Raw genomic sequence first — 21,389 nt, 5'->3', positions numbered from 1 at the left:
GCGAGCTGGACGGCTGGCGCCTGCTCATCCGCATTCCGAGCCCTACTCCCCGCCATTCCGAGGGGCCGAAGGGCAACGAGGAACCTGCTGCCGCAGAGAAGAGCAAGTCCGATTCTTCGGCCACAAGCCGGCTTCAGATTGACGTGCTGTAGGAATACACCTTCTCAGGATGCCGAGCACCGGCGCCACGCTGCCGCAGCCTACTTTTGGCGGGCTGGCGGAAGTCCCGGTTCTGTCATGCGGTAAGGATCGAGGATCTCCTTCAGTTCCTTTTCGCTCATGACGTTATCTTCAAGGCATACTTCAGGTATTGTTTTGCCGGTTCGCAGCGACTTCTTCACCACTTCTGCGGCGCGGGTATAGCCGATCACCGGATTGAGCGCCGTGGCAATCGACGGAGACAGGTAGGCGTAGCGCTCGCAGACCTCGCGATTGGCGCGGATTCCCTCGATGCAGCGACTGGCAACCACATGGCAGGTGTTCTTCAGGATTTCGGTTGCGTGGAGCACGTTCCAGATCATCGCCGGCATCATGACGTTCAATTCCAGTTGCCCGGCCTGCACGGCAAGCGCCACCACGGTATCGCACCCGACTACCTGGAAGGCCACCATGTCGAGCAGTTCGCCCATCACCGGATTCACCTTGCCGGGCATGATGCTCGAGCCTGGCTGCAGCGCCGGCAGCACAATCTCGTTGAAGCCTGTCAGCGGACCGCTGGTGAGCAGGCGCAGATCATTGGCAATGCGGATGAGCTCCAGCGCCAGGTTGCGAAGAGCACCGGAGACCGAGGCCAAGGCAAACTGCGACTGCATGGCAGCGCGCAGGTCAGCCGCCGGACGGAGGCGCAATCCGGTGAGCACGGAAAGGCGCCTGACCACCAGGCGCGGATAGCGTGGATGGGCGTTCAAGCCCGTTCCGACGGCGCTGCCGCCGATGCCAAGCTCAGCAAGCGGTCCGGCGTTTTGCCGGATATGCTCGCGGAGCTGCCCAAGCGTTACGCCATAGGCAGCGAATTCCTGGCCCAGGCGCACCGGCACAGCGTCCTGCAGATGCGTTCGGCCACTCTTGATAATCTTGTCAAACTCGCGGCCTTTCCTGCGGAAAGCCGTTTCAAGCTCCTTGAGCGCCGGATAAAACTCTTCCAGAAGCAGCAGGGAAGCGAGGCGCATGGCCGTCGGAAAGGTGTCATTGGTTGACTGACCGAAATTGACGTGGTCATTGGGATGAACGATGGAATAATTGCCGAGTTTGTTGGTGCGTTTGCCGGTGAGATACCAGATGGCGCGGTTGGCAATCACCTCATTAACATTCATATGGAAGCTGACGCCGGCACCCGCCTGATAAACGTCCACCACAAACTGCCCGTCGAGCCGGTTGGCTGCCACGTCTGCGGCAGCCCGCACCACCGCCTGGCCCACTCGCCGGGGAATCATTTTCAGTTGAAGGTTGGTCTCCGCGCAGACCTGCTTCAGCAAGCCGTACGCCTTGATGAGCACCCGGTGCGCCCGAATGCCGCTGATGGGGTAATTCTCAACGGCGCGGGCCGTCTGTGCCCCGTAAAACGCCTCTGCTGGAACATGAACATCTCCAAGCGAATCATGCTCAATTCGTGTTTGCATGCCAATGATTTTACCCGAAAACCCGCGAGCTGAAACCGCGTCTTGTCAAAAACCGGCCCAAAGGAGCCATAGGGACAGGACCTGATAGAGCATTAGAGAATTCACCCTCTGGACGGCCCAAAAGCGGTGAGCTAGACTTCTGGCTGAAATCTTGCATTTTTTCTTTGTAAGCGCGCGATGTTTTGATACAATGGCCCCGACCGATGGCACGGCTCATTTTGCCATCGGGATGTCGGTGAAGAAAGCAGATCGAGATTTCGGGGTATGACGTTCGAGTGGGGAGGGACAACCAGCATCAATGCTCTCGAGTCTGAGGGCCCATTCCACCCTGCCAATTTGTTCAGTTTATTGCGTTGGAAGACACATCTTCTTTGAGCGGAAAACTGCTGAGCCTGTGAGCCAGCAGTCAAAGTGGTGCAGTCGGGAAGCAGCAGGTTGAGCGCGTAGTTGAATCAGGTTTAATCCAGTTAGACGAGTGAGCAGGGGGGCTTGATGAGGGTTCGGCCGGGTCTAGGTGCAGTTTCCAGCAATACACCGTCACATCATAGAAGATATCGCCTATGCTCGGTATGTTCGTGGCTGGTTGTGGCCGCGCTCACGATAAGCGTGTGGGCGCCGCTGGCTGGCGCGCGCGTGCAGGCGTCGATCCTGCTGAATGCCGAGACGGGGAAAATCCTTGAAGCCAATCATCCCGACAGCCTGTGCTATCCCGCATCACTCACCAAGCTGATGACCCTGTACGTGACCTTCCAGCAGCTCAGCTCAGGCAAAATGACGCTAACGCAGGAATTGACCGTCTCCGAGCACGCCGCGGCGCAGGCCCCGACCAAACTCTACCTCAAGCCCGGCGAGCAGATTTCCGTCCGGGCATCGATTCTGGCCATTACCACGCGCTCTGCTAACGATGCGGCGGTCGTATTGGCGGAAGCCATCGGCGGCTCGGAGTCCAGGTTTGCCGAGATGATGAATCAACGGGCCCGCGCGCTCGGGCTGACCCGAACAACCTTCCGGAATGCTTCGGGGCTGCCGGATGCCGACCAGGTGACCACCGCGCGCGACATGTCAAAACTGGCACTGGCAATCATCGGGGACTTCCCGGAGTACTACAATTTCTTCAAGGCGCGGAGATTCGAATTCCGCGGCAGAACCATCTACGGCCACGACCATCTCCTGGCCCGCTATCCCGGCGTTGACGGCATGAAAACCGGCTATACGTCCGCCTCCGGATTCAACATCGTGACCTCGGCCGTCCGCAATGATCATCGCCTGCTGGGGGTGGTGATGGGAGGCAAGACGGCACGCGCTCGAGACCGCCATATGGTCCGTTTGCTCAACACGGGGTTTTCAGACATCCGCAAGGCCACGCTGGATCGCGCTGAAGAATCCACCGCTGCCCGGACCCCGGTTGCCACGTTCAAAAAAGTTTCTGTAGACGACACGCAGCAGGAGGAAGCGGAACGCCCTGATGCCGGCTGGTTCGTCCAGCTCGGGGGGGCCTTCCGCAGCCCAACCCACGCCCGACGAGCCCTCAAAAGCGCCCTCCATAGCGACCCGGAGGGTTTAAGAGACGGGAATCCGCTGGTCGTAAGGCTGAGCAGCGGTCGCTATCTGGCGCGTTTCTCAGAAATGACCGCCGCAGCCGCCATTGAAGCCTGCCGGGCCCTTCGCCACAGGAAGTTCACCTGCGCCGCTTATCAGCTTCACAGCTCAGTTTCCATGGCTTCCGCCCAGTGAACGGTCCGGCCAACTATACCCACAGCCAGAGTGCCATTTGCCAGCGAAGGTCAGCGTAGAGTAAGCGATGTCGTCCGCTTTGCGCCTTCGCGCCTTTGCGTGATTAGGCTCTTGCCTACCGAACTGCGGAGTACATCTTTCAAAAACAATCCTCCTCGCGCAAAGCCGCAAAGCCGCTAAGGCTCGCAAACGGGCGATTGCGCGTTTGTCCCGGAGGATTTGGGCCAGGACCTCACGCGGTCGCGATCATCTGTAACCCAACTTCTGATTGAGAACGCTCGACCGCTCGACGCGCTGACTATAGCCCGCGGGCCTGAGATGCAATCAACCATCGGCCATTGAGGCTGTGGCTTAGCCGAAAGGGAATCGGCCTGGGAGAAGGCTGAAAGGCTGCAAAACAGCCAGTTTTTGGCTATTCATAACGTCTGATAAGGTATGTTATGTTAACTTACAAATGGACCAGTCTGCCGATGTGCCGATCCGTGCATTGTCCAGCGGGCTGTTGCTTCCCGCACGCAAGGAACACTCCATGCTTCTCCCGCTTCGCAGGGTCAGGGCGGCGAGCGGCCTGATGCGGCAAACTGCTAGACGTTTCCTCGCTTCATTTCGGCCATCAAGTGATCGCAGGAGCGAACGCACAGCGCCATGATGGTCAAGGTGGGATTCTGGCACGGATTGGACGGAAAGCCGGAGGCATCTGTGACAAACAGGTTTGGGATCTCGTGAGACTGCTGAAACTGGTTCAGGGCTGATGTCTTGGGATTATCTCCCATTCTGGCAATTCCGACCTCGTGCCGGACGCGGCCCGGCGGCAGCGCTCGCCTCCATGGCCGGATGTTCCTGGCGCCTGCGGCCTCCATCATCTCGGCCGCCGAGGTGACGGCGTCCCGCAGCATGGCCGCTTCATTTTCCCCGTGGGTCATGTGGAAGCGCAGCACGGGAATGCCGTAGGCGTCCACCACCTCCGGATCGATATCGGCAAAATTCTCCCAACGGCCCAAAACCTCACCAAACACTTCAATTGTTACCGAAGTGACGCCTTCACGGACGCGCTGCTTGTATTGTTCGCCGAAGCCCGCAGCGTTTCGATTGAATCCGCCGCCGCCGTTTCCTTCATAGCCGTAACCGCGGAGGAATTCTTTGCTTCGGGGGCCGTTGGGCAGGTTGCGAAATCTCGGCACGTAAATGCCGCAGGGCCGGTTGGGCCCGTTGATATTGGGCGTGGCCGGCAGGTCCGGAAGCTCGCCCTCGGCGCCTCCTCCGGCGATGTGGTCCATCAGATAATGGCCCAGGACGCCGCTGGAATTGGCCAGGCCGTTCGGGTGGTGCCGGTCGGCTGAGTTCAGCATGATCCTCAGCGACTCATAGCTCTGAGCGCAAAGGACCACGGTGCGGCCAAACACCTCGTTAGGCTGGCGCGTGTTGCGATCGATATAGAGGATGCCTTTAGCGCGATTGCGCTCGGAATCCATCAGCACCTTGAACGCCATGGCGTTCGGCACGTAGGTGCAATTGCCCGTCTTTAGCGCGTCCGGAACGGTTGTGAATGAGGAGTTAAAGTAAGAATGGGTTGCGCAGCCGCGTTCGCAGGGTCCGCAGTAGTGGCACGCTGGCCTCCCATTGAGGGGTTTTGTTAAGTTGGCGGTCCTGCCGGGCGTCACCATCCGGCCCAGTTTTGTCTTCACGCGCTGGCGGAAGCGAAGTTCTGCGCAGGTCATCGGCATGGCGGGTTGGAAAACCCCGTCCGGGATGACCGAATTCCCTTCCGCCTGACCGGCGACGCCGACGTACTGCTCGACGATGTCGTAGTACGGAGCCAGATCCTTGTAACCGAGCGGCCAGTCAACTCCGTAACCGTCGTGCGACGCCGCTTTGAAATCCAGATCGCTGTAACGCAGGCTCAGCCGCCCCCAGACATTTGTGCGGCCGCCGCCAATGCGCAGCCGGCCACCCCAGATAAACGGTTTGCCGGGATAGGTGGTGAAAGGCTCTTCGAGGTCGTTTGCAAACCATTCGTAGTTGGTTTCAGAGCATTCGTAGAATTGGCCCTGAATGGGCCTCGTCTTCAGGATGACGGTTCGCGCCATGTCGCGGTACTTCATCTGGAACGGCGCCATGTGCTCGGTAAAATTGCTGTCCTTTTGCGGAGGCCCCGCATCGAGCAGTGCCACCTTCATGCCGGCTTCCGCCAGCCGCTTGCAGGCCCAGCCACCCGACGCCCCCGAACCGACGACGAGGGCGTCAAATACCTGATTGCGAGACGGTGGCATAGCAGTGGCAAGGCTCCTTTGCTTTGGGGATACTGCACTGGCGCCGAGAGCTGCTCCCGAAACAAAGGGCGGGCCGCGCAGCCCTCAGCGGTTGGAGTGGCGGTGGAAAAGACGGGCGCGGCGTCCTATTTCTTGCCCTCCCAGGTTCCCTGTTTTTCCCCGTCGCGCGACCATACGCCGCTGGTCAGCTTGCCATCGGCGTAAGTTGCGGTCAGCGCGTAATCATTCTCGTCCGTTTTGATTTCAGCTTTAAGCTGGTTGTCTTTAAAGGATACGGAGGTGAGGTCAGCATCGCCTTGTGGGGCGGACACTGATCCGGTCAGTCCGTTATCCGTTTCCTCGAAAGTAATGGTAAACGACACATCGCCGTTTTCGCCGCCGTGCGCCGTGCAATTCCACGTGCCGACCAGCGGGCTGGATTTTGACTTGTCCTGCGCTTTCAGCGCCACGCAAAAAGCCAGAATGCACAGGATCGGGATCGCCGCGAAACGTCTCATCGAACCTCCTTGTCGTGAAGGGAAAATGGCATATTTCCCCGAGGCCATAGAATACTATAAAACCATTTTTTCGTGGGTAGCGAGAGTCTGTGGGTTTCACACTCGGCAGCATTACGTCGAAGAATATCCGGACGACTAGCAGCCAGCAGGCGGACCCCGCCTGGCAATTCGCGCGGACGCGGATTGATAACCGCGATTACCAGCAGGAGTTTTGAAATTGTGCCGCGGGCCGTCAGAACTCGAAGCGCGCGCTCAACTGGATTTCACGCCCCGTGCCCTCGGCCATGGTGATTGAGCCAAACTGGGGCGTGTTCACATAGTTATTGGGATAACCCCAATTGCTGTGGTTTAGAGCGTTGAATGCCTCCGCGCGCAGGGTGAACTGCACGCGCTCAGTGATACCGAATTGCCGTTGCACCGCTTGGTCGAGACCCATAAATCCGGGCCCGGAGACGGTATTAACGCCGGCATTGCCAAAGGTGTATGGAGCAGGCGCGGCAAAAGCGGCGGGACTGAACCATTGCGCCGTTGTGCGCGCACCCGCGGGAAACAGGGGGAGTCCGGTGACGTTGGCGCGAATGGGATTCTGCCCCAACAGCGTTCCGGCATTTGCGGTATCGCCGAAAACACCAACCGTGAATGGCATGCCAGCCTGGGCCGTAAAAATGCTGCCCAGGGTCCAATTCGATGTCAGGCGGCGGAGGAACGTCCGCCCGCGCCATCCTGGCACGTTGTATACCATACTGGCCACGAACCGGTGCGGAACATTCATACCGTTCAGTCCCTTCTCGGCCGCCAGGTCCGAATTGTTCTGGGGAATCACGGCCTGCATCATGGCGGAGCGAAAGTCCGGCGCGTCGGTGAGGCTCTTCGACCACGTGTAATTTGCAAGGAAGGTCAAGCCGTGATGGAACTCCCGGCGAACGTCGATCCAGCCCGCGTCATACCAACTATTGGCCGTATTCTCGAGGTAATTGATGGCCGAAACAGGAAACGTGTTGCTCTGGATGGCGAAGTTTTCGGGGTTGTCGCCCTCAAATGAAGTGCCGGGCAGGAAGGTAATCGTGTGATAGGGCCGGCGTGGGCCGATAGGCCCGGGTCCTGGCGGGGCGTTGTTGATCAGGTGCGCGCGCTGCAAGTGGTAGCCGCGCGAACCCTGGTACCCTGCTTCCATCACGAAATTTCCAGGAAGCGCTTTTTGCACGGTGAAACTCCACTGTTCGATATACTGCGGATGAGAGCGCGCATCGAGAGAACTGAAGCTGACGACAGTCTGACCCAAAACTGGAGGAGCGAAATCAAAGCCGGAAAGGCTGGGGACGTAATTATCACTCTGAAGAGTTTCCGCAAAGACATAAGGCGGATTGTGGCGCTGATTGCACCATGTGTTCATGTCCACGGGTGTGAAGAACATGCCGAAGCCGCCACGGAGCACGATTCCCAGCTTTCGCACCTGGTGCGCAAAGCCGAAACGCGGAGCGAAGTTCAGAGCATTGGGATACCACAAGCCCCGCGGCGTTCCAGCCTGCCCGCCCACAAAGGCGCCGAGTTGGCCATTCTGGAACACCAGGTTTGCTCCCGGCTGGTCCAGGTCGGATAACGCGCTCATATATTCGTAGCGCAATCCAATATCCAGCGTGGTGGCGTTGGTGACCCGCCAATTGTCCTCGATGTACCCATTTCCATACCACTGCCTCAGGTTCATCTGTGGCACGCCAGCCTGGCGCTGCTTGACGACCGGCAGACCCAGCAGGAAGCTGGCCAGGCCGGCTCCCGTGCCGTCGTTCGTGGCCGTGCGCGTGGTGAACCCATTTGTGAACTGATAATATCCGCGGGTCTCGAAAAAGCCCCACATGGGCCAGAAAAACGGCAAATAGCCGCCGCCAAACTTGAGCGCGTGGCGGCCCGCCTGCCAGGTCAGGGTGTCTGACAGTTGAACAAAGGTGTCCCAATCCTGCACCGGTGTGGCGCTGAATGAATCCCCCATGGGAGTGTAACCCTGCACGTTGAAATAGGGCATGCCCCAGGACCCCTTGCCTCCCCAGGAGACTCCCTGGATCCCGAGTTGAGAAACGTAGTCGTGCGTAAAGTTGTTTTCAGAGAATTCGTGCATCGAAAGCCGCGATACGCCAAAGGAGATGTTGTTGATCATCGTTGGCGAGAAGATATGCGTGTAGGAAACCGTGGCGTGTTGGGCGAGGTTGTCGTCAAACAAACCAAAGCCAGGAAGGTTCACCGGGGTAAAGCCGCTTTCGTGCTCGATGGAATACCGCGCAAATAAGGTGTCGCCCGTGGCAAAATTGCGGTCAATCCGGAAGGTGCCCTGGTCGGACGGCTGGGTGGCCGTGCGCACGTCCAGGTAATTGTTCGAGTCCCTGCCGGCCGCCATAGGACCCATCCCCATGCCCATTCCCGTTCCGGCCTGGACGTTCGGCAGCGGAATAGCCTGGAGCGCGCCCGACGCCACCGAACTGATCATCGAGGGCGGAATGACGTTTCCTGAAAACGGGCTGCGGATCACTTTGGGATTGCCGGGGCTTACCGGGAGCGACGGGTTGTAGTCAGGGTTGGGGGCTGAGCTGGTCGGGTCATAGATCGTTTGCCCGCTCTGGCTGAAGTCCCCCATGCGCTCCGCCATGGTAGGCACAGTCTCAACCTGGTAGACCTGGTTGCTGAATCGAAAGCCTTCATAGTTTGCGAAAAAGAAGGTCTTGTTTTTTTGGATAGGCCCCCCGAGCGAAGCGCCAAACTGGTTCTGAACGAGGTGCGGAACATTCGTCGCGTTCCACACGCGGGCATCGAGGGCCGTGTTGCGGAGGTATTCATAGGCCGTTCCGTGCAATTGGTTGGTGCCAGAACGGGTGATCATGTTGACCTGTGCCCCTCCCGCCCCGCCAAACTCGGCTGAATAGCTGCCGGTCTGGACTTTGAATTCCTGGATGGCGTCTGGTGAAGGACTTAGAGACAGGGTCCAGAAGGTTGGATCTGAATCCGTTGTTCCATCGAGGAGATAGTAATTTGAATTGGCGCGGCCTCCGGAAGTCGTGAATTCCGTCCCCTGGCCGGGACGCCAATAAAGCTGGTTTTGATTCCCATCCTGAACGCCCATACTCATGTTGGGTGCGGTAGCGGGAGCCAGAACTGCCAGGTCGAGCACATGCCGGCCGTTCAAGGGAAGCTGCCTGGTGAGGGTGGGGTCAATCACCTCGCCGAGCGTCGCGTCTGTGGTTCGCAACGGGGCAGGCGTCCCCTGCACCACCACATGCTGCGTTTCGCCTCCCACTTGCGCGGTGACATCAAGCCGCAGCGCCTGATTGACCGCAAGCACGAACCTGCGCAACTGGCTTTGAAATCCCGGCGCATCGACACGCAGCACATACTCGCCCGGGTTCACGGCAGTGAAAGCGTAAAAGCCATCGCCATTGCACACCGTGCTCCGGCTAAGACCGGTGCTGGAAGATTGCAGGGTGACCTTGGCGCCTGGAATGACTGCTTTCTGTACGTCGAACACTTCTCCGCTGACGGACGCAAAATTGGCCTGGGCAAGGGCGCTGGCCGCTGGCAGCAGAGTGAAAACAATACCCACGATCATCCACCGAAGGCCCCGTGGAAGGGCCAAATGCTTCCTTTTTTGCTTGCGCGGAATGGGCGCTGAGGAGAATTCCGATATCCATGCATTGCCGGGCATCATCCGAAAGCCTCCCTTGCCTGTCTCGACCTGCCACAGCAGGCAGGGCACACTCGCCCTTCCCGTTACGCGAAAAGGTTTCATGTTGACTTGACCCGACGCAGGGCCTTGTGCCGAATCGGCGTGGACTTAACCGAGCGGCTACGGCAGATAAAGAGTTTCCGCTCTTCGTTGTGGTGCAACGAATTTAATGTCGATGCGCCTCGTGGCACGCAGCGTTAGAAACTTCTCAAGCGTAGTTGGACTGTTGGAGAGTGTCAATGCAATGCAGAAGTTACAGTTGTACATTAAAGAGATTACGGGCCCGCTTTGCTTTGATTAGAAACGGCAGGCTTCAGTCCGGTTGGTCACGCACTCCATCAAAGGCGCCGCAACGCAGAGGAAAAGTAGCTCACATGGGAGGCGTGGAGAGCCAGGCGGAAAGGCAGCGTTCGACAAAGCCTTCAGCCCAGAACTCCAGGTGGGGATTCTTGAGACACAAATATAAACTGCAACCGTTCTCCGAGTGACGATAGGTGACCCAGGGGTCCGTGTCGGTCCCTCCAAGCACCTCGCGGCACAGACGCTCTCTCTCCTCGTCATACAGATTGATTGCGCAAAGGGTGCGAAGCGCGGGTTCTGCCATCGCTTCGGCGGCTGCACCGGCCATATCGAGGTAGTCCTCGCTCGAGAACATGCAGGAAGCCTCGGCGCCGGTAAGCGAGTGTATCTCAGTCAAGCGTGAGAAACTGAGCGGGTCACTGGCCTGCCCGCTTCTGAGTACGCTGTCTCCGCGATTAACAGCGGGCCACACGTCCGTGATGTCGGACTCCAGGGCCTCCATGATCCGTTGCAGGGTGTCCACGTTGATGCGCCGGAGCCCCGACTCCAGTCCGTCGATCGAATTGGGGGACATTCCCGCAGCCTGCTCCAGGTCGTGTTGTGTCCAACCCTTTAATCGCCGAAGCCGCTGGATTTGCCTTCTGACGTGGGCGTTCGTCAAACCATCCACTGTCCCCGTAAATAATTCCGTCTGCACTTCCATGCGCGAAGTAGCCATGGTCTACCCCCAACCGCCCCCGAGGCGTACTGTAAGATTTATGGCCAGTGTGGACCCATCCGGTGGCCAGGTCAATCCGAGAAGAATCCGCAAACTAGTGCGGGAAACACCTGAAACAGACGGGGCAAAATCCCTGAAAGCTCCAAAGCCTGAGAAATGCGGCTGCCCTCGCTCAGGGTTTTTCTGATGGACTTGGAGATCTCCTGGCGCACAGACTCAGCAATATCCTTAGGAGTTATTCGGAGTGCGCGACGACAAGCTCGTGGACGCTGCCAAGGGGGCTTGGTTCCTGGAGGGGATTACCTCTGGCGATCAACCTCTTTTGCCCATTCCGGGGCATCGGCGCTGAGGGACTGCGTTGCCGGATCGCCAAAGACCTCCGAAACCAGGTGGCCTGTTTCGACGTCATAAAGCTGATAATCGCCAACTTCAGGCCCGTGCGTTGCGCCCCACACCGCCGCGACGCGCTTCCCACCGTCGCGGAACGTCCAGTACCAAAGCATCTGCCCTGGCTGGATACGCAGGATGGCGCCGCCGGAGCGATAAACGGCCAGGACAAGCGGGACGGAGTAAGAGGTGCAGCAATTGTCAAAAGTCTCTTCCCACCCGATGGTTCTCTTGTCAGGCGCAAGTTTGACTTCGTCGATACCTTCCTGGTTGTAGATGACGTTCTTTTCGGTGCTCTTCTCCTTCGGAAGCAGCGTTTGGATGATCTCCGTCTTGTCACTGTAAAGGATGTGGAGGTTTCCGGTTTCGTACGAGGAAGCGGGGGACGGCTGGTCCACATGAAATCGGATGATGTACGCATTCTCGGCGGGGACGTTAACCTTTATTTTGGTGAACGTAACTGCCGGGTGATCGTCGGCAACCGCCCAGCCACAGAATGATGCGAGGAGGAGAGCAAAACAAACACATCGAGGAAAGGTCACCATCTTCATCATTTTTGCAATTTGCCCTGCCCCGACGGCCGAAAGCATACTTCGATAGCTCTGGGTTCCCCACTGCCGGGCGACGCCGCGTTCATCGACATCTGGCGACGATCACTGTGATGTCGTCTTTTTGTTCTCGAGGGCTGAAGCGCCGAACCTCATCCACAAGTGAGGACAGCAAGTCTGGCGGCGGCAGATCTCGATTTTGCCACAAGGCTTCGGCCAGGCGCCGCGTGCCAAACTGTTCTCCGGCATCATTCATCGATTCGGTGACGCCGTCGGTGTAGAGCGCAAGCGTGTCACCCTTGAGGAGCTGGCACTCCCCAATGGCGCAATCCCAGCCCCTGAACAGGCCCAGCACGGTGCTGGTGGAATCGAGGCGCTCGACGCGATTGTCGCTTCGCAGCACAAGCGCGGGCGGATGACCGCAGTTGGCATATCGCACCCGCCGGGTGCTGTCGTCAAATTCCGCAAAGAAGAGCGTGGAGTACGCGCCCTCGGACGTATTTTCATACATGAGCCGATTGACCGCCTGCAGGAGGCGCCCTGGCTGCTCAAGCGCCATCGGTGTGTAGGGACGGTACCAGTACGTCGAGGAAAGATTGCGCAGATGGGCTTGCAGATTGGCCATGAGCAGCGCGGCGGCCGTTCCCTTCCCTGCCACATCGCCGATCACCAACCCTGTCCGCTCGCGGCCGAGTTCGAGAAAATCGTAGTAGTCGCCGCCGACCTCGCGCGCCTGGAAGCAGCCGCCGTGGCAGTCGAGAGTTCTGAGGGCTGGCGGGGTTTGAGGCAACAGCCTCGCCTGTGTCTGCCTGGCCATCTCCAATTCCAGGGCGGACCGTTGTTCCCTTTCCTGCTGCTCATCGTGCGCACGACGCTGCGATTCGAGTTCCCTATTCATCGCGTCAAAGGCAAGGAGCGTAAACGAGTTGCCATCCAAATCCTCAACGGTCGCGGAGATTACGCCGTCATCCTGCCCAGTGCAAGCGCCGTGCAGGCGCACGCCCCGCGCGAGCCACTCCTCGTATTTGGCGGAGAAATCATCTGTGAAGAAAGAAATGTGAGTGGCGCGGCCGATCAGCTTGTCGTTCTCCCCGTCAGGCGCCGGGGCCGCCAGCGAAATCATGCCCGTGCCGTCGGGCGGAGACACCGTTAACCAGCGGTCGCCGGACGGAAGCCGGACATCGAAAGCCAGACTGAATCCAAGCTGGTCCAGATAGAATCGAAGACTTTGCTCCTGGTCTCGAACGAAAACCGTGACGGTGTTCAGGCGCAGATATGGATCACGCCGGCCGGGCGAAAAACTGCAGCGGTGCGTCTGGTGCTCCGAGGGATGTCTGCCCACCAGCAAATTATATATAACTCATGGACCCAAAACCATTCAACGCGCGCCTAATTACATTCCGAATCACGTCAATGCCGAATACCTGTATCGCGATCCTGCGAGGTGTGCGAAGGCTGCGGCGGCACATCTCTGGCACGAGCACTGAGCTTTCCGCTTCCGGCTTACTGCCCCCGTTTCAGCAGGCCAAAGACTCCCACTCCGTTAGTCGTTCCCACATAGACTTTTCCGTTGGCGATCATGGGAGTGATGAACTTGTTTCCAGCGCCAAAATGGTCCCTTCCCGATGGGGCCGCGTTGCTGCTGTACAATTCGCGCGCCAGGTTGTTGGCATCGAACGCGTGCAGCACCGCGGGATCTTTATTTTCCGTTGCCCAGACGATGCCGTTTCGCGCGCCATCCGCGGAGATGCTGGGCGCTGCACCCGGGTAGTTAAACGCCATGCTGGTTTCAGAGACGGGTTTGGCGATCAGCCGGGCTTTCTGAAACCGGTATTCGCGGAGCGCGTCATCGGTTGACGCGTAGTAGAGGCGGCCATCAAAATACGCCGGAATGGGGCGCGAAAAGCCGTGCTTCATGGCATGAGGCACTTCCTGATAGATTTGCTGGTTGCCCTTGGGATTAAATTTCCCCATGTCGTCGCGGTTCGCGATGTAAATGCTCAGGTCTTTTCCCGCTCCCACCACCAGATGCCAGATTTTTCCGGAAGCATCCTTCATGGGAGGCAGCACCAGCGGCCCGCCAGAACCCAGGTCATCGTCGCGAGAGTTTTCAGCCTCGACGTTGTACATGGTGAAGTAATCCGCCACAGAAAGCCTGCCGCCGCTCGCCGCGATCTTCAAGAAAGAGTTGCCGAAATCGCCTCGCGACGGAAATCCTCTGGCGTCGAGGGTCGTATCGAAACTTCCATTCGCCGCCAGCAGGTAGATGTAGCCCTGCGGGTCGGCAGCCGGCCCTGCGCCGCTCTGCCACACCGAACCCTTTTCACCGTTTGGGGTAAAATCGAGCGCGCCTTCCTGCTTCAATGTTTGGGCGTCGTAGCCAATCACCCAGCCGTTGTAAGGATCGATATCACAATGTGACGCCCAACTGGTATAGAGCACTCCACCCGAAAGCAGCAGGGCCGCCCGCTCTTCATATTGTTTCGGATCGAAAACGTCCGTGCCGTTATGGCTGACGGCGCCCTTGCCCGGAAACGTCGCGTGAATATCCACCGGCCCGCCGAATTCTTCCCTGCCATTCTGGAGATCCAGCGCATGAAGCCTTTGAAAATAATTTCCCTGCTGGTCCTTGCTCATCGCCACCGCGTAAATCGTTCCGTGAGGGCCGCGGTGAAGGTCGATCACTGGCGTCGAGGTGACGCCGATTTCCGGGACCACCTGACCGCAACTGCGATCGTCTGACGGCGATTCTCCAGCTTTGAGCAATCGGACATGCCAGAGAGCGTTTCCCGTATCGGCGTTGAATGCGTAAAGGCTGTCGTGCTCGGTGGCCACGTAGAGCACGTTCTGCTTTCCGTGCTGAGGAATTTCGATTCCGCTGACGTAGAGCGGTTCGGCATCCACTTTGCCATCGACATGAATTACGAACAGCTTGCCGAAGGTCCTGGGGTTGACGTTTTGTAAGGTCAGGATTTTTTCATTGAGATTCTGCCCCGTCCGCGCATTGTCGCTATGCCAGGTCAGAACATCCTGCGCCGCCGCGGTCGTCACGATTCCCACAACGGCCGCGACAGCCACGAAGACAACCAACGCCGCTTTAATAGCTTTCAGGCGTGTTCTTGCAATCGTTTCCATCGTTTCGATAGACTCCCCAATCGCGGGCTGGCGGCAGTCGTGGCGCCCATATAGAGTGACGGACTTCCGTAGCGCCGGCATCTTGCCGGCCATGAGAAGTGCACGCCGGGACGGCGGCGCTACAAGTGAGCGTTGTCACGATATTTTGCAATCCTCAGTAAATGATTAGAGGCAGCACCTGAGGTCAATCACAGTCAGCCCCGGATTTCTGCCGTTCAAGCCGGTCTTTGCTTTTGAGCACAAGTAATGATGATAGATTGGAGCCAAAAGGGGATATAGGAGCGGTATTTTCTTCAGTTTCTGTTTCAAGCCGGGTGATTCCAAATCCGGCTTTGATGCTGTGGGCAAAGAATTTCCCCATTCATAGACATAGTCGCTCTGCTGAACCTGTGAATGCGAAAAATCCGCCCTGTCCAGCACGGTCCGCACCAGCACATTCAGCCGAGTCAGCGAATAGACAACCACCCGCTTCCCGTCCCTGGGTTCTTTCACCCTGTACCATCTTGTTGTATCGGATAAGTCTGCGATCAGGACTTCCGTTTCGCGGTAGCCGTTTTTCGCCGAATAGAGCGAAAAAAACAGCTCCGGTGAGACCTGCCAGAATCCGTGCCCGCAGAAATTGTTCGCCGGCGAAAAATGCATAATCTGGCCGCCCGGCTTTAAAAGGTGCGAACAGTTCTTTAACGCTTGCGGCACGTTGTAAACGTGCTCCAGGCTGCCGCCGTCAATCACGGTGTCATATTTTTCATAAAGGCTCTTCGGCAACGGCTCATTCATATCGTGAACGTGGGTCGCGTTTTCAAAAGTTGAGTTGTCAAGTGAATCCACTTTCGTAGCGCCGAAATATTCTGTGAGCAAATCTTCACAGTAGGGCTGATTTTTGTAGGACGGCTTTGTGCCGACCAGTTTCCTGACCGTGGATTCGACAACGTCGAGCCTTTGACGACCGATGGTAATGGTGTCGCCCAACGGTTTTTTATTTTTGACGCTCCGCAGAAAATATAGTGCGTGTATATCGATACCCATTGCTGCGCCCTCACGTGCCTTCTCTCTAATTTAGCACCCTCCTGCCTTCCATAGTAGAGCAAGCGCCGAAGATGGACCGTGGAAGGCGCATGCATCACCGTCGTTGCCACGTGCGCGATTCACGTCCGGCCCATCTCTGCCCTGCCCGGCTTGTGATAATATGCGGCGTTGCTGATGATGGCGCGGGTGGCGCATACGTCGCGCTCTTTGCGATGTATGCGACCCTTCTTTTCCGACAGCGCATGATGCTGCAGGAATCCACTGCTGGCGCATACATTCCAAACCGCGGAACGCATGCGTTACCCTCCTCCTATTGCGTAATGCCGGCGACCTTTTGGTCCAAGGCTCCGTGAATCAGTTTGATTTGCCAGTCGCCGGATGCCGCCTTTTCGGCAACGATGCTTGCCGTACCTTTCAGAGTTTTGGGTTGGCCCTGGTACTGTTCGGTGAGGGTGTAATTAAACGACACCCATCCCGAGTCGTCCCACGTCTGGCCATGAGTTTCTGAAATTTCGATGTGCTTCGCAGCGGTGCCCGTTGTTAGCTTGCGCACCCACGCGCGCGCCGGCGGAGCGTGTCCGTCCTCGTCGAGGTAGACAGCGTTCGGCGCCAGCAACTTTTCGAGTGAGGCGGCGTCCTGCTTGTTAATCGCGTCGGCAAGTTGGTTGGCAAGGTTGAGCATTGGGCCTGTCGCCGGCGGAGTCATCGCGTGTCGCATATGCCTGCCTCCTGCCCCTCCAGCCGGGGCCTGCTGCGCAACCAGGACCCCGCATGTCATCGACAACGCAAACATCATGAAGGCAACCGATAATCTCTTCATAGCTCTCCTTTCGAATTTCTAAGTTTGTTGGCCAATCTAACTACAGCGACTTCCCTGCCCGAGGCTGGTGCCGGGCGCCGTCCCGCGCTGCGGGACCGCGGCATTTGCGATGTATGCGGCCCTTCTTGTTTCTGCCCCCTACCACTCCCGCTGTCCACTAATCACTATCCACTCACCACTAATCCTGATAATATGCGGCCTCGCAAGGGGTTGTGCAAGGGATTTCCCGCGCAGGCTGCGACGCCCGAAGAGAAGCAGATTCTTCTCCCGCTTTGCGGGACCGAAATGACGTGAGCAGGGTCTGGGTCACGCAGTTGTAGCGCCGACCTTTAGCCCGGCAGTCTTCTGAACCACACGGCGCCCGCCTGAAGGCCGGCGCTACAGAAGCAAATGCCGGCATGCGGCATACATTCCTAGCGGCGGAACGTATGCGCCAGCCGGTCAGCGAGTTAGAAGGTCCAAAGGAAGCCATCAAAACGGGAGGAATCAGTGATCAACTTTAAGTCGAAATCGAACCGGCGTTCATTTCTATCCGCGCTTGCCGTCACCAGCGGAGGGCTGCTTGCGCCGTCGGGAATGTCATTCGGCAAGTCCAAGTCATCCGCAAGCGGTCATCCGGTTGTTCCCATCAAGAGCGGGCTCGGTTCCACCGGTGACGTCTGGGGCGAGCTCGGCGTAACGCCGCTGGTCAACATCAACGGCACGCTCACCGTCATTGGCGGATCGGTAATCCCCGCCGAGGCCATGGAGCTCTACCGGCAGGGCAACGAGCACTGCACCAGCATTAATGACCTGGAAGTGGCTGCCGGCAAGTGGATGGCGAAGCTCTGCAAGTGGCCCGCCGGCTATACGGGCCTGGTAACCAGCGGCGCGGCCGCTGGCATCATGGTGGCATACGCCGGCATGATGACGGAAGATTTGACACCGCGCATCAGGCAGTGTCCCAACGTGACCGGGTTTCCGAAGACCCAGGTGATCATTCAGAAAGCCCATCGCAATCCGTTTGACCACCAGGTCCGCCAAACCGGAGCGACACTGGTGGAAGTGGAAACCAAAGACGAGATGATCAACGCCATCAATCCGAAAACATTGGCCATCCATTTCCTGCACATCAATGAAGACCGAGGAAAAGTCTCCGGTAAGGAAATCCTTGAAATTGCGCGTGCGCGCAACATTTACGCCTTCAATGACGCTGCTGCCGACGTGCCGCCCATCGAGCGGCTGTGGACCATGCCGCAGGAAGGCTGGGACTTTGTCGCCTTCAGCGGCGGCAAGGACATCAAGGGACCGCAGGCCACCGGCCTGCTGATCGGCAAGGAACAATTGATCCACTATGCGCTGCTAAACATGAGCCCCAATGAGGACACGATTGGGCGTCCCTGCAAGGTTGGCAAAGAGGAAATCTTCGCCTTCCTGAAAGCTCTGGAACTTTTCGTCAATCAGGACTACAACAAGACGATCGCCGGCTACGACCGTGACGCGCAGCTCATCACCAGGGCGCTGAAGAAGTTTGGAGTAACCGAACTGCCGCGACGATTTGACCCCAACGGCCTTGGGAATGTCACCCCTTACTATAGCTGGCGAATTGACCCGGCCAGGGTCAAGATCACCGGCCAGGAGCTGATGGAGCAACTGGCTGCTACTCGACCGCTCGCCATCGGCGCCTCGCATGCCGGCGCGGGCGGCATGTCCGGGCGCTGGCCGGAAGACAACACCGAGCACAACGTTCAGGAAGGCAACCTGATGTGGGATCCGCAATCGCAATCAATAACCCCTGCACCCACCGCCTGGGAAAATGGCGGCGAGTCCCCAGGCGGCGAGCACCACCGGCGAAACGCCGACCCGAACATTTTCGGCTTTGCAGTCTGGCAGCTTAAAGAGGGCGAGGCTGAAGTCGTCGCGGACCGGCTCGTTGAAATCTTCAGCCAGGCCCCAAAAGCTTAGCGCGCCAATGGGAAGAATGATTGCCCTCTCCCTTGGGGAGAAGGTGGTCGCGCAAGGCGACCGGGTGAGGGCTCATTGCCTCGCCGGATGTCCGTAGGCTAAGAAATTCGTACGCTCCACAGAAAAGAGTTTGTGTAGCGCGGGGTTGTTTTTGAACTCCGCAGCTTTTGCCTGCCCGAAAGACAAGCCCCGCAGAATTTCCGGGACATGAAACTCTCCGCTACCGGCTGAAGCCTTTATGACGCGGGAATAAATTTGTCCGAAAACGTGTCTACATAGCGAAGACGCATCCGTCTGGTGGCAGCCCCACGGAGATAAATGCAATGAACACAAGCTTCCTTGGAACCGCAGCTCCGCGCTACGCCGACGTGGTTCTGCTTCTCGAGTTCGGCATGGGAGCGGGGCTGATCGCCGGTGCGCTTCTCGCCCGCATGCGGAGGTTTCGCGCCCACGCGTGGTGCCAGTCGTTGATTGTACTGCTCAACGCTGCCGTCATTGCGCTGGTAATGGTCCCGTCTTTTCGCGGCCACGTGAGTCCAAGGATTCCACTGAAGCTGGGCAAAGCCTACTACGCGCTGGCGACAGCGCATGCGGCGCTCGGGACCGTCGTTGAATGCGCTGGCTTGTACATCCTGTTGTCCGCGGGCGCGAAGCTTTTGCCCGAAAGACTCAGAATCGCGCGTTACAAGCTCTGGATGCGAAGCTTGCTGCTGACCTGGTGGGTGGTCCTGCTTTTGGGATTCGCCACCTACGCGCGTTGGTACGTCCCGCATTTATTTGCAAGATGATTTCGCGGAGAATGTAGCACGGGCGGGCCGCGCACACGTCGCGTTCTTTGCGATGTATACGCATCAACACCAGTACGGCCCTTCCCCCAAAATAGCCACCGGAGTCAATCAGCAACGCTGCCCTGCGCGTCTTGTGATAATACGCGGCGGCATGGGTAGCCCAAGAAGTTTTCAGAGAAGACGCATCGATTCCAAACAGTGGAACGTAGGATGCGCCACCTGTGCTCGGCGGGCGTTTGCGGCTTTGCGACGCGAGGGCCTTAGCCCTCACAATAGTCCCGCTTGGAAATCGTAGAAACCAGCGGCCATTACTGTCCCGGTGGCATTGGCTGCCAGTGCAGCGAGGTGTAAAATCATTTGGGGGCTGAGGATTCAAATAGAAGTTCCGTCTAAGCGTGGCCGGGGCCTTGAGCTGTTGGCCCCAGCCTCAACCTGAAACTATGTCTTCAGCCGAAAGGATGGCGGCCAGATCGTGTATGTCGAAGTTGCCACATGGCCCGAGCTTTCGAATCCTGGCGATTCGGCTGGCCGCCCTCCTTGTTCAAGCCACGACATTCTTTGCCTTCGCGTCCCTGCAAGGGATGTCGCTCCCGACGCAAGGGGCCGCGCCTGCCGGCAGGGCGCATCATCCAAACCAGCCGACTGGCTTTGTAGGAGCAAAGGTCTGCGCCGAGTGCCATACCCCTGAAGCCGCAACACAGGCGGGCACTCCCATGGCGCACGCGGGAAAGCTCGCCTCTGATTCAGAGGTCCTTCGCATCAATCCGGACATGTCCGTGCGAATCGGGCCTTATTTTTACCGTATCCAATTGCAAGCTGGGCGGGCTACCTACTCGGTTAGCGACGGCAATCACACGATTTCGGTTCCGCTCCTGCTGGCCGTGGGTGATGGCGTGGGTGGTCAGACCTATGTTTTTGAGCGGAATGGAGGGTATTGGGAGTCGCGGGTCAGCTTCTATGCCTCCATAAACGGCCTGGACCTGACCATAGGTCAACGACACGGCCCTCACGATTCAGTTGAAGAGGCCATGGGCCGCGAGATGACTCCCGAGGGGGCGTCGGCCTGCTTTTCCTGCCATTTCACGGGAGCCGTCAGCAACGGCCAGCTTCACGTCCCACAGATGACACCTGGGGTTGCATGCGAACATTGTCATGGTCCCGGAGAGCGGCATGTGGCGGCAATGAAAAAGGGCGATCTTCGACAGCTCTTCATTACTAATCCGGCACGCCTTTCGCCCGGAGATTCCGTCAAATTTTGCGGCTCTTGCCATCGTACCATCCAGGACGTGCATGCCCTGGGCTTGCGGAGTGTGGTGACAATCCGCTTTCAGGCTTACCGCCTGGTTTTAAGCCGCTGCTGGAACCCGAACGATGCACGAATCACTTGCCTTGCCTGCCATGACCCGCATCAGAACCTCCCCGATGACCTTTCCTACTACGATTCCAAGTGCCTGGCATGCCACCTTCAGCAGCCTGAGTCCACGCTCACTCGTGAACACCCCGGCGCAGCCTGTCCGGTCGGCACCAGCAACTGCGTCCAGTGCCACATGCCGCGCGGTGAATTGCCCGGCGGCCACACCGTTTTTACAGACCATTTCATCCACGTCGCCAAGCCCGGTGAGCCGTTTCCGGAAGAAAATCCGTCGCCATCAATACACCCCTGAGGGCCACTGGCGCATCAGATTTTCGCGGGGTGGCGCGATCCTCGCGATCTACGCGGGTGGCGCATACGTCGCGCTCTTTGCGATGTATGCGACCCTTCTTTTCCGATCGCAAATCATGTCGCAGGAATCCCCTGCTGGCGCATACATTCCAAAGGCGGAACGTATGCGCTACCCGACTCTTCAGCCAGGCCCCAAAAGCCTAGCGCGTTTTTGTAGCGCCGAGGCTTTAG

General features: G+C 58.3%; 15 protein-coding genes. 4 read left to right on the top strand and 11 right to left on the bottom strand.

The genetic code is table 11. The features are described 5' to 3' along the window. Window positions 1-200: 200 nt before the first annotated feature. Window positions 201-1,619: an aspartate ammonia-lyase gene (locus VFQ24_07395; GenBank protein ID HET9178166.1), complete on the bottom strand. Its 1,419-nt coding sequence runs from the start codon at window positions 1,617-1,619 to the stop codon at window positions 201-203. Window positions 1,620-2,204: 585 nt separating this feature from the next. On the opposite strand from VFQ24_07395, the gene VFQ24_07390 reads away from it, so the two are divergent. Then, window positions 2,205-3,353, top strand: coding sequence for a D-alanyl-D-alanine carboxypeptidase family protein (locus VFQ24_07390; protein HET9178165.1), 1,149 nt, complete (start codon window positions 2,205-2,207; stop codon window positions 3,351-3,353). A gap of 584 nt (window positions 3,354-3,937) precedes the next feature. Here VFQ24_07390 and VFQ24_07385 read toward each other — a convergent pair. From VFQ24_07385 to VFQ24_07340, 10 genes are all read right to left on the bottom strand, one after another. Next, window positions 3,938-5,623, bottom strand: coding sequence for a GMC family oxidoreductase (locus tag VFQ24_07385; protein ID HET9178164.1), 1,686 nt, complete (start codon window positions 5,621-5,623; stop codon window positions 3,938-3,940). Between the two features lie 125 nt (window positions 5,624-5,748). After that, window positions 5,749-6,120: a hypothetical protein gene (locus VFQ24_07380; GenBank protein HET9178163.1), complete on the bottom strand. Its 372-nt coding sequence runs from the start codon at window positions 6,118-6,120 to the stop codon at window positions 5,749-5,751. Window positions 6,121-6,352: 232 nt separating this feature from the next. Further along, window positions 6,353-9,892 (bottom strand): carboxypeptidase regulatory-like domain-containing protein, encoded by a 3,540-nt coding sequence (locus tag VFQ24_07375; GenBank protein ID HET9178162.1) that lies wholly within the window; start codon window positions 9,890-9,892, stop codon window positions 6,353-6,355. Window positions 9,893-10,199: 307 nt separating this feature from the next. Next, the gene (locus VFQ24_07370; protein HET9178161.1) at window positions 10,200-10,847 is read right to left on the bottom strand and encodes a helix-turn-helix transcriptional regulator; all 648 of its coding nucleotides are present in this window, start codon (window positions 10,845-10,847) and stop codon (window positions 10,200-10,202) included. Window positions 10,848-11,146: 299 nt separating this feature from the next. After that, entirely contained in the window at window positions 11,147-11,788 is a 642-nt protein-coding gene (locus tag VFQ24_07365; GenBank protein ID HET9178160.1) for a hypothetical protein, read from the bottom strand. 79 nt (window positions 11,789-11,867) lie between these two features. Next, window positions 11,868-13,124, bottom strand: a complete 1,257-nt coding sequence (locus VFQ24_07360; protein HET9178159.1) for a SpoIIE family protein phosphatase — start codon at window positions 13,122-13,124, stop codon at window positions 11,868-11,870. A gap of 161 nt (window positions 13,125-13,285) precedes the next feature. Further along, a complete protein-coding gene (locus tag VFQ24_07355; GenBank protein ID HET9178158.1) occupies window positions 13,286-14,917 on the bottom strand; it encodes a pyrrolo-quinoline quinone in 1,632 nt (543 codons plus the stop codon). A gap of 165 nt (window positions 14,918-15,082) precedes the next feature. Next, on the bottom strand, window positions 15,083-15,943 hold the full coding sequence (locus VFQ24_07350) for a class I SAM-dependent methyltransferase (GenBank protein HET9178157.1): 861 nt from the start codon (window positions 15,941-15,943) through the stop codon (window positions 15,083-15,085). 119 nt (window positions 15,944-16,062) lie between these two features. Continuing rightward, window positions 16,063-16,239, bottom strand: a complete 177-nt coding sequence (locus tag VFQ24_07345; protein ID HET9178156.1) for a hypothetical protein — start codon at window positions 16,237-16,239, stop codon at window positions 16,063-16,065. Between the two features lie 14 nt (window positions 16,240-16,253). Continuing rightward, complete coding sequence (locus VFQ24_07340; protein ID HET9178155.1) at window positions 16,254-16,763, bottom strand: nuclear transport factor 2 family protein; 510 nt, start codon at window positions 16,761-16,763, stop codon at window positions 16,254-16,256. Window positions 16,764-17,252: 489 nt separating this feature from the next. Here VFQ24_07340 and VFQ24_07335 point away from each other — a divergent pair, with 489 nt between their 5' ends. The 3 genes from VFQ24_07335 (at window position 17,253) to VFQ24_07325 (ending at window position 21,159) form a co-directional block, all read left to right on the top strand. Then, entirely contained in the window at window positions 17,253-18,707 is a 1,455-nt protein-coding gene (locus tag VFQ24_07335) for an aminotransferase class V-fold PLP-dependent enzyme (GenBank protein HET9178154.1), read from the top strand. Between the two features lie 323 nt (window positions 18,708-19,030). Beyond that, window positions 19,031-19,495, top strand: coding sequence for a hypothetical protein (locus VFQ24_07330; GenBank protein HET9178153.1), 465 nt, complete (start codon window positions 19,031-19,033; stop codon window positions 19,493-19,495). A 476-nt stretch (window positions 19,496-19,971) separates the two neighbouring features. Then, a complete protein-coding gene (locus tag VFQ24_07325) occupies window positions 19,972-21,159 on the top strand; it encodes a multiheme c-type cytochrome (GenBank protein ID HET9178152.1) in 1,188 nt (395 codons plus the stop codon). Window positions 21,160-21,389: the final 230 nt, after the last annotated feature.

It is taken from the genome of Terriglobia bacterium, from assembly GCA_035712365.1.
Taxonomy (GTDB): domain Bacteria; phylum Acidobacteriota; class Terriglobia; order UBA7540; family UBA7540; genus SCRD01.
The sequence above is the reverse complement of the archived record's forward strand: the minus strand, read 5'-3'. Positions and strand labels throughout refer to the sequence as shown.

Excerpts from the sequence above, each read along its gene's own strand:
- VFQ24_07340 (HET9178155.1), bottom strand. The coding sequence starts at position 16,763 with ATGAAGAGATTATCGGTTGCCTTCATGATGTTTGCGTTGTCGATGACA.
- VFQ24_07380 (HET9178163.1), bottom strand. The coding sequence starts at position 6,120 with ATGAGACGTTTCGCGGCGATCCCGATCCTGTGCATTCTGGCTTTTTGC.
- VFQ24_07375 (HET9178162.1), bottom strand. The coding sequence starts at position 9,892 with ATGAAACCTTTTCGCGTAACGGGAAGGGCGAGTGTGCCCTGCCTGCTG.
- VFQ24_07325 (HET9178152.1), top strand. The coding sequence starts at position 19,972 with ATGTCGAAGTTGCCACATGGCCCGAGCTTTCGAATCCTGGCGATTCGG.
- VFQ24_07385 (HET9178164.1), bottom strand. The coding sequence starts at position 5,623 with ATGCCACCGTCTCGCAATCAGGTATTTGACGCCCTCGTCGTCGGTTCG.
- VFQ24_07365 (HET9178160.1), bottom strand. The coding sequence starts at position 11,788 with ATGATGAAGATGGTGACCTTTCCTCGATGTGTTTGTTTTGCTCTCCTC.
- VFQ24_07370 (HET9178161.1), bottom strand. The coding sequence starts at position 10,847 with ATGGCTACTTCGCGCATGGAAGTGCAGACGGAATTATTTACGGGGACA.
- VFQ24_07350 (HET9178157.1), bottom strand. The coding sequence starts at position 15,943 with ATGGGTATCGATATACACGCACTATATTTTCTGCGGAGCGTCAAAAAT.
- VFQ24_07395 (HET9178166.1), bottom strand. The coding sequence starts at position 1,619 with ATGCAAACACGAATTGAGCATGATTCGCTTGGAGATGTTCATGTTCCA.
- VFQ24_07345 (HET9178156.1), bottom strand. The coding sequence starts at position 16,239 with ATGCGTTCCGCGGTTTGGAATGTATGCGCCAGCAGTGGATTCCTGCAG.
- VFQ24_07355 (HET9178158.1), bottom strand. The coding sequence starts at position 14,917 with ATGGAAACGATTGCAAGAACACGCCTGAAAGCTATTAAAGCGGCGTTG.
- VFQ24_07330 (HET9178153.1), top strand. The coding sequence starts at position 19,031 with ATGAACACAAGCTTCCTTGGAACCGCAGCTCCGCGCTACGCCGACGTG.